This is a genomic window from Lysobacter rhizosphaerae (assembly GCF_054779795.1).
Genome location: NZ_BAAGXO010000007.1, coordinates 47755 through 60205, shown reverse-complemented (window position 1 = coordinate 60205; position 12451 = coordinate 47755). Strand labels below are relative to the sequence as shown.

At 61.2% G+C, this 12451-nt stretch carries 9 protein-coding genes; 8 read left to right on the top strand and 1 reads right to left on the bottom strand.

The features are described from left to right. Nucleotides 1–123 precede the first annotated feature (123 nt). Nucleotides 124–687, bottom strand: a complete 564-nt coding sequence (gene ahpC, locus ACYVGE_RS09425) for an alkyl hydroperoxide reductase subunit C (protein WP_310053974.1) — start codon at nucleotides 685–687, stop codon at nucleotides 124–126. Nucleotides 688–948: 261 nt separating this feature from the next. On the opposite strand from ahpC, the gene prmC reads away from it, so the two are divergent. From prmC to galE, 8 genes are all read left to right on the top strand, one after another. Next, nucleotides 949–1791 (top strand): peptide chain release factor N(5)-glutamine methyltransferase, encoded by an 843-nt coding sequence (prmC, locus tag ACYVGE_RS09420; protein ID WP_460730553.1) that lies wholly within the window; start codon nucleotides 949–951, stop codon nucleotides 1789–1791. Nucleotides 1792–1822: 31 nt separating this feature from the next. Next, a complete protein-coding gene (gene pip, locus ACYVGE_RS09415) occupies nucleotides 1823–2764 on the top strand; it encodes a prolyl aminopeptidase (protein ID WP_460729274.1) in 942 nt (313 codons plus the stop codon). 168 nt (nucleotides 2765–2932) lie between these two features. Further along, entirely contained in the window at nucleotides 2933–5233 is a 2301-nt protein-coding gene (locus tag ACYVGE_RS09410) for a glycosyltransferase family 2 protein (RefSeq protein ID WP_460729272.1), read from the top strand. Nucleotides 5234–5251: 18 nt separating this feature from the next. Continuing rightward, nucleotides 5252–6040, top strand: coding sequence for an ABC transporter permease (locus tag ACYVGE_RS09405; protein ID WP_460729270.1), 789 nt, complete (start codon nucleotides 5252–5254; stop codon nucleotides 6038–6040). A 7-nt stretch (nucleotides 6041–6047) separates the two neighbouring features. After that, on the top strand, nucleotides 6048–7175 hold the full coding sequence (locus tag ACYVGE_RS09400; protein WP_460729268.1) for an ABC transporter ATP-binding protein: 1128 nt from the start codon (nucleotides 6048–6050) through the stop codon (nucleotides 7173–7175). A gap of 113 nt (nucleotides 7176–7288) precedes the next feature. Further along, nucleotides 7289–10078: a glycosyltransferase gene (locus tag ACYVGE_RS09395; RefSeq protein ID WP_460729266.1), complete on the top strand. Its 2790-nt coding sequence runs from the start codon at nucleotides 7289–7291 to the stop codon at nucleotides 10076–10078. Nucleotides 10079–10094: 16 nt separating this feature from the next. Further along, nucleotides 10095–11363, top strand: a complete 1269-nt coding sequence (locus ACYVGE_RS09390) for a polysaccharide pyruvyl transferase family protein (RefSeq protein WP_460729265.1) — start codon at nucleotides 10095–10097, stop codon at nucleotides 11361–11363. Further along, nucleotides 11360–12379: a UDP-glucose 4-epimerase GalE gene (gene galE / locus ACYVGE_RS09385; protein ID WP_460729263.1), complete on the top strand. Its 1020-nt coding sequence runs from the start codon at nucleotides 11360–11362 to the stop codon at nucleotides 12377–12379. The genes ACYVGE_RS09390 and galE overlap by 4 nt, the downstream gene beginning before the upstream one ends. Nucleotides 12380–12451 lie beyond the last annotated feature (72 nt).

Below are 12451 nucleotides of genomic sequence, written 5' to 3'. Positions count from 1 at the left end.
GGGAGCCGGTAGGGGGAGAGAGCCGGCACGACCCAAGCCGCTGATGCAAACATCCGGTGTGAGGGCGGGACGGCCCTCACCCCGACCCTCTCCCGCAAGCGGGAGAGGGAGTGGAACGAACGCTTAGATCTTGCCGACCAGGTCCAGCGACGGCTTCAGGGTCTTCTCGCCCTCGTGCCACTTGGCCGGGCACACCTCGCCCGGATGCGAGGCGACGTACTGCGCGGCCTTGACCTTGCGCAGCAGTTCCGACGCGTCACGGCCGATGCCGTTGTCGTGGATCTCGCACAGCTTGATCTGGCCTTCCGGGTTGATCACGAAGGTACCGCGCAGCGCCAGGCCTTCCTCTTCGATCATCACGTCGAAGTTGCGGGTCAGCGTGCCGGTCGGGTCGCCCACCAGCGGGTAGGTCACCTTCTTGATCGCCTCGGAGGTGTCGTGCCACGCCTTGTGCGAGAAGTGGGTGTCGGTGGAAACGCCGTAGACCTCGACGCCCAGCTTCTGGAACTCGGCGTAATGGTCGGCCAGGTCTTCCAGTTCGGTCGGGCAGACGAAGGTGAAGTCGGCCGGATAGAACACGACCACCGACCACTTGCCCTTGAGGCTGGTGTCGGTGACTTCGACGAACTTGCCGTTGTGGAAGGCCTGGGCCTTGAACGGCTTGATGACGGTGTTGATCAAAGACATTGCGGTTTCGTCCTTGGTGGAGGGGTGGGTTGGGAAGACAGGGGGAATGCTAGGTCCGGCTATCGAATTGATCAATTCGATTGATGTTATGACTACAATAGTCTACGCCTATCGACAGTCGAGCCTGGCCGGGCCTGTCGGGCGGGCCTGTGGGGCGGGCCTGTGGGGTGTACCCGATCCCACGTTGCGCCGACGTGTGCGGCAGTGTGGCTGGTCGCCGGCCGCTACCATTCGCGCATGGAAACCCCAGCCCCAACCCCAATGCCCGGCGCGCGGCGCCTCGATGCCCTGTTGCTGGCCGCGCGTGCCCGGATCGATGCCGTCGATGCGGAGTTCCTGCTCGCGCACGCGCTGGGCAAGCCGCGCAGCTGGTTGTTCGCGCATCGCGATGACCTGGCATCGGACGCCACCGTGGCGGCCTTCGAGGCCCTCGTGCAGCGGCGTGGCGCGGGCGAGCCGGTTGCCTATCTCACCGGGCAACGGGGTTTCTGGCGTTTCGACCTTGCAGTCACGCCGGCGACGCTCATTCCACGGCCGGAAACCGAACTGCTGGTGGAGCTGGCGCTGTCGCGGTTGCCGTCCGGTCGCGCGCTGCGCGTGGCCGACCTCGGCACCGGCAGCGGCGCCATCGCGTTGGCGCTGGCATTGGAACGGCCGCGCGCGCAGGTGGTCGCTACCGATGCGAGTGCGCCGGCCCTGGCCGTGGCACGCGCCAATGCGCAGGCGCTGCGCCTTGCCAATGTCGAATTCCGCGAAGGCGACTGGCTGGCGCCGCTGGCCGGCGAGCGCTTCGACCTGATCGCCAGCAATCCACCGTACATCGCCGTCGAGGACCCCCATCTGGGCGAGGGTGACCTGCGCTTCGAACCGGCGTCGGCGCTGTCGTCGGGTATCGATGGCCTTGATGCGATCCGCGCGATCGTGGCGGCCGCGCCCCGGCACCTGGAGGCCGGTGGGTGGCTGCTGATGGAGCATGGTTGGGACCAGGGCGCCGCAGTGCGCGAACTATTGACGGACGCTGGCTTCGCCGAGGTCGCCACCGAGCGCGACCTCGAGGACCGCGACCGGGTTTCCCTCGGACGATGGTCACGGGCACTGGGCTAGAATTTCCCCGTTAGCCGAACGGATGCCAGCGATGCGCACTCTCTTTCCCGAGATCCAGCCCTACGACACTGGCACCCTCAAGGTCGACGATCGACACACGCTCTACTACGAACAGTGCGGCAATCCAAACGGCAAGCCGGTGGTGATGCTGCACGGCGGGCCCGGCGCGGGCTGCAGCGACAAGATGCGGCGTTTCCACGATCCGGCGAAGTACCGCATCGTCCTGTTCGACCAGCGCGGCAGCGGACGCTCCACGCCGCACGCGGATCTCGTCGACAACACCACCTGGGACCTCGTCGCGGACATCGAGAAGCTGCGCAGCCAGCTCGGCATCGAACGCTGGCAGGTGTTCGGCGGCTCGTGGGGTTCCACCCTGGCGCTCGCCTATGCGGAAACACATCCGCAGCGGGTCAGCGAACTCGTGCTGCGCGGCATCTTCATGCTGCGTCGCTGGGAGCTGGAATGGTTCTACCAGGAAGGCGCCTCGCGCCTGTTCCCGGACGCGTGGGAGCACTACATCAGCGCGATCCCGCCGGTCGAACGCCACGACCTGATCTCATCCTTCCATCGCCGCCTGACCTCGGACGACGAAGCCACGCGCCTGGCTGCCGCACGCGCATGGAGCGTATGGGAGGGCGCGACCAGCTTCCTGCACGTCGACCAGGATTTCGTTTCCGGGCACGAGGATGCCGCGTTCGCGCTGGCCTTCGCGCGCATCGAGAACCATTACTTCGTCAACGGTGGCTTCTTCGAGGTCGAAGACCAATTGCTGCGCGATGCCGGCAGGATCAAGGACATTCCCGGCGTGATCGTGCACGGCCGCTACGACGTGGTCTGCCCGGTGCAGAACGCGTGGGAGCTGCACAAGGCCTGGCCGAAGGGCGAACTGGTGATCACTCCGGCGTCCGGCCACTCCGCCTTCGAGGCGGAGAACATCGATGCGCTGGTGGCGGCGACAGAACAGTTCGCCTGAATCAAGATGTCTGAATCACACTTCCGAAACAGCTGATTCGGCAAAAGCCCGAGCCCCTATCCTGCGATAATTTTCCGTTAAGGGGATGGCCCCCCGCGGTAGGGGGTGCACGTCATTTGCCCGGTGTGCAAGCGCCGAGGGCACGGATTTGTCGTAAGGACGGGGTCGATGCGGTTCACAAGGGGAAGGATTGATCTGGAGCCCACGCACCAGATCACAGTCTACGAAGCCGCAGGGCAACTGAAGTACGAATCCGAGGGGGACGACCCGCAATTCGAGCTGTTCGTCGAAGGCGCGCCGCTGCGGATATCTCCTGGCTGGTATCGGATCCGGCTCCGGGTGGCGCTTGCCGAAGGAAGCATCACCTCGCCTTGCCTGTATCCCGATTTCGGCGCGGGGATGTACGAGGCACAGAAGATTCCGCTGCCGGAGCCGGACGGCAAGGGGTGGATTGAAACCGTCGTTGCCATCTCGCGCCCGGTCCACAGGCTGCGCTTCGACCCAACCATCCGGCCGGCTCGATTCACCATCGACCGGCTGACGATCCGGAACATATCCCGCCCGCGCGCATTCTTCCTGATGCTGGCCGGCATTCAACGCGCCAGGAAGCAGCTCTTTTTCGATTCCGCGCTGGCTGCGCTCTGGGGTTTCCTGCGACTGCTGGTGCTGGGCAGGATGACGGAGGGGGCACAACTGCTTGTGCGCCATTATGTCGATGCCTCTCGCGAAGACATACGCGGCTATACGCGATGGGTGGCGTTGTTCGACAACACCCTGCAGAAGCAGCGGCGGAAGAAAGAGGTCGCCCCGCTCGCCAGGCGACCACTGATATCGGTGATCCTGCCGACGTACCACACGCCGCTTCCTTTGCTGCGCAAGTGCATAGACAGCGTCATTGCCCAGACCTATTCCAATTGGCAGCTATGCATTGCAGATGATGCGTCGCCTTCATCCGTCAGGAAGCTCCTCGCGGAATATGCCCGGCAGGACTCGCGCATCGTGTTGCACCTTCGCGAGAATCGCGGGCATATCAGCGAAACGAGCAACGACGCCCTGGCACTGGCCACCGGGGATTTTGTCGCGTTCCTGGATCACGACGACGAGCTCACTCCGGATGCCCTGTTCGAGGTGGCGCGGGCGATCGAGCACAACCCCCAGGGCAGGTTGTTCTATTCGGACGAGGACAAGATCGACGAAGACGGAAAGCGCTTCGACCCGAATTTCAAGCCAGCATGGAATCCGGAACTGCTGCGGTCCCAGAACTACATCTGTCACCTGGCGGTCCTGGATGCGGCGCTGGTCTCCAGCCACGGCGGGCTGAGGCCTGGATTCGAAGGGGCACAGGATCACGATCTGCTCCTGCGCTGTACCGAAAGGCTGCTTCCGTCCGAAGTGGTTCACATCCCCAAGGTGCTCTATCACTGGCGCCAGGTCGAGGGATCCACGGCTGCGGGCGTCTCCCAGAAATCCTATGCGCTGGAGACCGGACGGCGTGCCGTCGAGTCCCACATGGCGCGGATTGGCATAAAGGGCCGCGTCGAAGTCACGCCTGCCGGGTATTACCGGGCGCGCCGGGAGCTGGGCGACGCGATCCCCCGGGTGGCCATCATCATTCCTTCGCGGGACAGGAAGGATTTGCTGGCCACTTGTGTCGACAGCATCCTGCAAAAGACCACCTACGGGAATTATCGGGTGATCGTGGTGGACAACGGCTCCGAGGAAGTGGAGGCGTTGGCCTACCTTGCCGAGCTCGAGAAACACGAGTGGATTTCGGTCCTGCGCTATCCAGCGCCCTTCAATTTCTCGGCGATCATCAATCACGCAGCGCGCCATGCGGAAGGCGAAGTCTTCTGCATCCTCAACAACGACATCGAAGTCATCACGCCGGAGTGGCTTGACGAACTGGTGGGTCACGCCATCCGCAAAGACGTCGGCGTAGTGGGTTGCATGCTCTATTACCCTGATGGCACGGTGCAGCATGCGGGCGTGGTCCTGGGCATCGGTGGCGTGGCAGGGCACGTGCACGTGCGGCAACCCAGGGGCACCGGTGGTTATATTGGGCGCGCAGGGGTCACCCAGAACTACACTGCCGTAACCGGTGCCTGCATGGTGGTCCGCCGCCAGGTCTTCGAGCAGGTTTCCGGGTTCGATGAAGGGCTGGCCGTTGCCTTCAACGACGTCGACTTCTGCATTCGGGTATCCGTCGCCGGGTACTTCAATGTCTGGACGCCGTTTGCGGAGCTCTATCACCACGAATCCGCAAGTCGTGGTTCCGAAGATACGCCCGAGAAGCGCATGAGGTTCGACAAGGAAGCGAGCACCATGAAGCAGCGCTGGGATCGGCTGCTGCTCCAGGACCCGGCTTACAACCCCAACCTGACGCTTGATGGCGCCGATTTCGGATTGGCTTTCCCGCCAAGGGCAGCTCCGAATGGCGCGTTTGCGCGGGTTGGCGTACCAGTCATCTAAAAAAGGATAGTGAACGAAATGAGTTCCTTGTTCGGAGATCTGGCGACAAGTTTTCGCCGCCCAGACCACTGGTTGTATTCCGCCTGGCTGGGTGTGATCACCAAATACCGCAAGACGGCGCTGGGACTGTTGTGGGTCCTCGTGCCGCCGATCGTCTACATCTGGGGCATTGGCTGGTTCGTGGGAATGATCAATCCGGTGAGCGTGCGACCGTTCATGGCGCACGTGGGCATCGGCTTCATCGCGTTCCGGTTGATCACCAGCGTCATGACTGACTCCACTACGGTGTTCTCGCAGTACCAGTCGTACATCAACGACGGGCACATGCGCCTGACCGACTACCTGCTCGGCGTGGTCGCGCGGGCCACGATCTATTTCGTGCTGGCCATGCCGGTTCTGGCCGTGGCGATGATGCTGTCGCCGGATTTCGACCCTTCCGGGATTCCCGGCTCGTTCGCCGGACTGGCGGTGGTGCTGGTCATCCTGTTCCTGTTCTCGGTGTCGTTCGGGCTGCTGGGCGCCCGCTTCCCGGACTTCGGCGAGATCGTGGGCAGCGCGATGTTGTTCCTGTTCCTGGTGACTCCGATCGTCTGGTATCCGACGTCGGCGCCCGCCGACACCATGCAGGGCGTGCTCATGCGCGCAAACCCCCTACATCACCTGATAGCGCTGATCCGGGCGCCGCTGACGGCGGAAACGATCGAGCCGGTCACCTACTACTACGTGGCGAACATGACGCTGGTAGGGCTGGTACTGGCAGTGACGGCCTATCGAAGCTTCGCGCGACGCGTTCCGGTCTGGATTTGAGAAAGACATGACGACATCCATCAAGGTCAGCGGTCTTTCGCTGGAACTCCCCTATGAATCCCAGGGCGGCGCCGGCACCGCCTCGCATGGGTTGCTGGCGACGTTCGCCTCCGCCAAGCGCCGCTTCAGCACCGTCCTCAACGGCGTGGATTTCCTTGCCAGCGAGGGCGATCGCATCGGCATCATGGGCCTCAACGGCGCGGGCAAGACCACCTTGCTGCGCGTGCTAAACGGCGCCCTCCCGCCCACGCGCGGAAGCGTCGACACCCAGGGCAGCGTGCAGTCGCTGCTCAGCACCACGCTGGGGTTCAACGAATACGCCACGCTCGTGGAGAACATCGTCCTGCGCGGCACCGCAATGGGCCTGCGCTACCGCCAGGTGGATGCGGCAGTTGAGAGCATCCTCGAGTTCGCGGGCCTCGCCGACCGGGCGAACCATCGTCTCTACACCCTCTCTGCAGGCCAGCGCATGCGGCTGGGTTTCGCGATCTCCACGTCCGTGCAGCCCGACATCCTGCTAATGGACGAATGGCTCGGGGCGGGCGACGAGGCCTTCATTGCGCGTGCGAAGGAACGGATGCTGAGCCGGTTCCACGGCAGCCGCATCGTCGTCCTCGCCAGCCACAGCACGACCCTGCTCCGTTCGATGTGCAACAAGGCGCTGGTACTGGATCGCGGTCGCATGCGGTTCTTCGGCGATATCAATGATGGTATCGAGGCATACCGGACCATGGTCGCGGTCGCTGGTGAAGAGGTGAGACGCGGCGCGCTGCGGGATGATCCGCTGCTGTTCGGAAACTCAACCGGGTTGGTGGAGCGGATTCGCATCACCGGAACCGAGATCCAGCTGGAGGGTTGGGCTATCGACGAGGAGGGTAAGGAGATAGGCGCTGTCTGTGTGGAAACCCAGGAAGGACGCGCGATATGCGCGCCAGAGCGGGTCGATCGTGTTGACGTGCGTCTCCATTTGGCGAAGCGAGTTGGCAGCTTCGGGTTCCGCGTTTCATTGCCGCGTTCTGGCGATCGCTCGAGCGAGGATCTGTTGGCTGATCTGAAGGTCTATGTCGGCCGCGCAGACAACCGACTCGGGTCGACATTGCCAGTGGCAGTTGCAGCCGTGATCGATGCGGATTGACAAATGGGTTTGGCGAGGCTTCGTCCAGTGTGCGAGAAGCGCCAATTCTGCCTTTTGAACCGATTGAAATTGAATAGCAAAGAGAGTTGAAGATGTCTGGGATGCCTAGTGAGATGAAGTCGGGACTGTCGGTCTGTCTGGTCACCGAAGAACTGTCGGGCGTAGGAGGTTCCGGTGGCATTGGAGCGGCCTTCTTCGAGCTGGCCGTGCTCCTGGCGTCAAAGGGGGCGCTGGTCGACGTCCTCTATTGTCCGGTTGCGCCACTTCCGAGTGCCGAAATTGAGCAGATCCAGGCGCGCTTCAGCGCCAAGTCGATCAAGTTCGTGATTCTGGACGAGAGCAAGTATGTCGATGGGTCGCCTTCTTACGAGAAGCGCTCCTATGCGATCTGTAGGCACCTTGAGGAGTGCCCCGCTTACGACTACGTACATTTTCACGACTACAAAGGGTTGGGCTTCTTCGCAACGAGTGCGAAGAAGCAGGGTCTTTCCTTTGCCGACTCGACCCTGGTCGTGCAGTTGCACGGCCCGACGCGTTGGACAATGGACGCAAATTCCGCCTTCTTCTGCCATGAAGATCAGCTGGTTATCGACCACCTGGAGCGCGGGGCCATACGCAATGCCGATCATGTGGTTAGCCCGAGCGCCTATCTTGTCGACTGGCTCAATCAGAACGGCTTCGAATTGCCTGCACCCGATAGGGTCCACGTAATCAAGAACGTGTGCACTGAGATTGTGCGCGAGGGTGGTCGACTCGGCCCGGTGCCCGTTCGCAAAGCGGATCAAGTTACGGATCTTGTACTGTTTGCTCGCCACGAGGATCGCAAGGGGTTTGCTACATTCTGCGATGCGCTGGACATTGCAAACGATGTGCTTGCCGGGAAAAACGTAACCGTTTCCTTCATGGGGAAGATGGGTGCAGTGGATGGCCAGCCCTCTGGCGTCTATCTGGTGGATCGCTGCAAACGCTGGACGTTCAACTATCGCACCCGCACCGGGCTGGATCGCTCAGGTGCAGCCCAGTACATCAGGTCGCTTGGTGCTCCCGTAGCGGTCGTTCCCTCCCCATATGAGAACAGTCCGTATACGGTCCTCGAAGCCGTTGTCATCGGTGTTCCCTTGATCGCCTCGAACGGAGGCGGTGGTCCTGAGCTCGTGGAGCCGGGCTATGCGGGGTTGTGCGAGATAACAGCGGATGCGCTGGCAGAAAAGATCGTGTGGGCAGTGCAAACGGGTGAGCTGCAGGCGCCTCTCGCAGGAGAGACGTTGAAGCAGATCGAGGAAGCATGGATTGATTTCCATGTTAGCCATGGCGCCACGGCTCCCAGTTCGAGCCAGGGTGCGAAGCCGAAGGTGGCTTTTGCAATCACTCATTTTGAGCGCGCTGACAAGGTCGTGGATGCGATCATTTCGGCTGCCCGACAAACCTACAAGAATATGGAGATCCTCGTCGTCGACGATGGATCTTCCAAGCCGGAAACGCTGGAAGCGTTGGCGCAGGTAGAAGTTTTTCTCTCCCGGATGGGAGGGCGCCTCATTCGGAGGACGAACGGGTATCTGGGCGCGGCGCGCAACACGGCGCTGGCGGCGACTGACGCGGAGTACATCTGCTTCCTCGATGATGATGACTATGCGTTCCCGGAGCTGATCGAAACATTGGTTGGTGCAGCGCTGGCGACTGGTGCCGATGTCGTCAACTGCATGAATGTATTCATGCCGGAAAGTCGTCGCGCAAAAATGACCGCCACCCGGGATCGAAGCGGCCTCAAAGTTTCGTACGTGCCTAGCGGCGGGCCCTTGTCTGTGGCGGCGACGCAAAACTGCCTTGGTGCCGCGACTGCGCTGATACGTACTGCAGCCCTGCGCGACGTCGGGGGATATACGGAGCTCAAGGGCGTCGGTCATGAGGACTATGAGTTGTTCCTGCGCATGGTGCAGGCGGGCAAGTCGCTTCAGATTGTTCCCAGGCCCCTCTATTTGTATGAAGTAGGGCGGCCCAGCATGCTGTCGAAGACAAGCATGCAGAAGAATTTTCGGCGTTGCTTTGACTCCACGGACCTCTCGAACGATTCGCGCGCGACCAATGACCTTCACTCGCTGACTCTTGGCAAGAAGCTGCAGGTAGATATCCATAACCGTCAGTGGTGGCTCTATTCCCAGCAGAAGACTGCAGAGCTCAGGCATCAGGTTCTGGCCAATCCGCATAAGCCCCGTCAGGAGCTCCTGCCAACCTTGATCAAGCTGGCACAGGCAGAGGGTTGCGTGCGCATGGCGACGGCCTTCGTCGAGGATCTCGGAGCTTCGGGCATGTCCGCGGAGCTGGACGAGCTTGTTCCGGTCATCTCAAGAGTGCAGGTCCAAATTGGACTTGGCGCGGATGCCGCATTGGCGGGGATCAAGTTGGAGGGTGCACTGGGTCGTGCGGAGCGCGCCATGATGGGGCTGAACAGCTACGTCACCAGCACCCCGGCGCTAGGCGCTCGCTTTTTTGAAGTCGCGAACGAAATTCTGGCGGTCACCAACGCCGCACAGCATCGTGAACTCTATGCGTCCCTGCTGAATACCTTGTCGACGGCAAGGATGTCCCGCAGCGTCCGTCCTATGGCCCAAGTCTTCATGACCGCACTCGAGATTGCATCCGGCAGTGCCGTCGACATGGCGCGGATTGGCGAGATGCTGGGCGAAGACGAGCGGTCCTATCTTGCCTTGAACGAAGATGTCGCACGCGCGTTCGATGCAGGCACTGTGAAAAGCGCGCTCGATCACTACCGGGAGTTTGGCGTGTCAGAGCGGCGCCGTGGATTCGAACGCCTGTCTCAGATTGCAGGAATGCTGGGCGGGTGCAATGCCGGTGTCGGCGAGTTTGAGTTGATCGAGATGATGGCGGAGGCTAAGGCTGCATGAGTCAGCTGGTGACCCGATGACTACCTACTTCCTACAGACAGTTCCAGGTTCGGATCATTCCGGTCTGTCGGCACGCGAGCGCCTGAAAATCTCGGTGCACAACACAGGGAACTATTTCTTCGAGGCTGCGCTTGCCCGGCAGCTCCGGAGTTACGACAGCGTGACTGATCTGGAATATCTTCCGGCAGACGCTGAGACGCTCGTATTGTCGATGTCGAACTTCATCAGTCCTGCAACTGATCTGGGCTGGCTCGCCGAGGCAATCGAGAATGGCCCTGCCAAGCGTGTCGTAATGGTCGGCGCGGGCGCACAGGCGCCCTCGTACTCGCATGACGTCGATGTAACTCCGGGAACGATGCGGTTCCTCTCGCTGCTTTCTGACAGGAGCGAATCAATCGGGGTGCGGGGGTACTTCACTGCTGAGGTTCTAGGCAAGCTCGGAATCAAGAATGTCGAGGTCGTTGGTTGTCCCTCGATGTTCTACCAGTGCGATCGTGCGTTTCGGGTCCAGAAGCGCCCATTGGAGGGCCGGGATCCCCGCGTCGCGATTCACTGCACCCCGCTTGGGTACTACCGCGATGCCATATCGCATCTCCTCGGTTTTGGAGTGGAGCATGGGTACGACTATGTTGCGCAAAGCGAGACTGCATTGCTCTTCGACGAGGAAGATCTCGAGCGACGCCGCTACTTCTTCCAATATTTCAAGAGCCCTGATCACAGCGTAGAGGAATGCGAAGCGTGGATGCAGGCGCATGTCCGCTGGTTCTTCGACCTTGAGTCCTGGTTTGACCACATGCGTCGCATGGACTTCGTGGTCGGTTCACGCTTTCACGGAAACATGGCCGCTCTTCAGGCGGGGGTTCCGGCGCTCAACCTGGTGAGCGACTCCCGTACGCGTGAGCTGTGCGAGTTTCTCGGTCTTCCCTTTGAGTTCCTCAAGGACTTCGATGGGCGCAGTAGTGCGCAGGACATCTATGACCGCACGGATTTCTCCTATTTCAACGCCAATTTTTCCCGAAAGTACGATACATATGGTCGGTTTCTCGAAGCAAATGGTCTCGTTCACGGCCTCGGGGGATCAAGCGAGAACTTCGACGATGCCTCTGGGTCAGTGCGCTTGGCCGGAGTCGTCGATGTCCTGAAGGGGGTCGGCGCGGGCGTGCCGATGGATCGTGTCGTCCAGGAGCTGCTTCGACGCATCGAACTGGATCGTAGTGACCGGGTGATGAAATTGGCTGAAAGCGGAAGGTTCGACATTCGTCACGAGGATGGAAGTGGGGTATGAGCCGTGCTGTTCTCGTTACTGGTGGCCTGGGTTATATCGGGTCCCATGCCGTTGTCGCTCTGTGCGAAGCAGGTTACGAACCGGTAATCGTTGACAATCTGTCCAACGCGTCCAGGTCGGCGCTGACACGCATAGAGTCCTTGGGTGGACGCGCGGTCCCCTACTTCGAAATGGATGTCCGCGATACAGCCGGTATGGAGCTCATACTGCGCGAGCATCGCATTTCTGCAGTCATGCATTTCGCGGGAAGCAAGGCGGTAGGGGAGTCGGTTCAAGACCCGATCGCCTACTACGACAACAATGTTTCCGGCACGATTTCGCTAGTTGCGGCGATGAAGGCTGTTGGCATCAACACCCTCATTTTCTCCTCTTCCGCCACTGTCTACTCGGAATCCAACTCGATGCCCGTGGACGAGACTGGGGATCTTTGGGCTTCGAACCCGTACGGCCGTAGCAAGCGGTTTGTCGAAGAAATACTGACTGACCTGCATGCCTCCCAGCCGGGGTGGGGTATTGCCTGCTTGCGGTATTTCAATCCGGTCGGGGCTCACGCCAGCGGCCTCATTGGAGAGGATCCGAGAGGGACGCCGAACAATCTTGTGCCCTACATAGCGCAGGTCGCGGTGGGACGCCGCGCGCGTCTAAGCGTCTTCGGCAATGACTATGAGACGTCGGATGGAACTGGCGTGCGCGATTTCGTGCACGTGTTGGACTTGGTCGAAGGGCATTTAGCGGCGTTGCGCTACGTTGAGAACAACAGCCATTTGATCACCGTCAACCTGGGAACGGGCAAGGGGACTTCGGTGCTCGGGATGTTGCGTCAGTTCGAGCTCGTATCTGGCCAGACAGTGCCCTACGTGGTCGAAGGTCGGCGTCCTGGTGACGTTGCCAAGTGCTGGGCCGATGTATCAAAGGCTCGCGATTTGCTTGGATGGTCGGCCACCCGTTCGGTAGCTGAAATGTGCGCGGACACGTGGCGCTGGCAGCAGATGAACCCGAAAGGCTACAGCCAGTAGCGTTGTTGATCGGAAAAGGCTATTCCACGTTGGAGTCCGCCATATTTTCCGAAGATCGCCCAGTAGACCCAG

Bases quoted from the DNA above. Each gene is read 5' to 3' on its own strand.
- ahpC (WP_310053974.1), bottom strand. From the start codon at position 687: ATGTCTTTGATCAACACCGTCATCAAGCCGTTCAAGGCCCAGGCCTTC.
- prmC (WP_460730553.1), top strand. From the start codon at position 949: ATGCCCGGCGCGCGGCGCCTCGATGCCCTGTTGCTGGCCGCGCGTGCC.
- pip (WP_460729274.1), top strand. From the start codon at position 1,823: ATGCGCACTCTCTTTCCCGAGATCCAGCCCTACGACACTGGCACCCTC.
- ACYVGE_RS09410 (WP_460729272.1), top strand. From the start codon at position 2,933: ATGCGGTTCACAAGGGGAAGGATTGATCTGGAGCCCACGCACCAGATC.
- ACYVGE_RS09405 (WP_460729270.1), top strand. From the start codon at position 5,252: ATGAGTTCCTTGTTCGGAGATCTGGCGACAAGTTTTCGCCGCCCAGAC.
- ACYVGE_RS09400 (WP_460729268.1), top strand. From the start codon at position 6,048: ATGACGACATCCATCAAGGTCAGCGGTCTTTCGCTGGAACTCCCCTAT.
- ACYVGE_RS09395 (WP_460729266.1), top strand. From the start codon at position 7,289: ATGAAGTCGGGACTGTCGGTCTGTCTGGTCACCGAAGAACTGTCGGGC.
- ACYVGE_RS09390 (WP_460729265.1), top strand. From the start codon at position 10,095: ATGACTACCTACTTCCTACAGACAGTTCCAGGTTCGGATCATTCCGGT.
- galE (WP_460729263.1), top strand. From the start codon at position 11,360: ATGAGCCGTGCTGTTCTCGTTACTGGTGGCCTGGGTTATATCGGGTCC.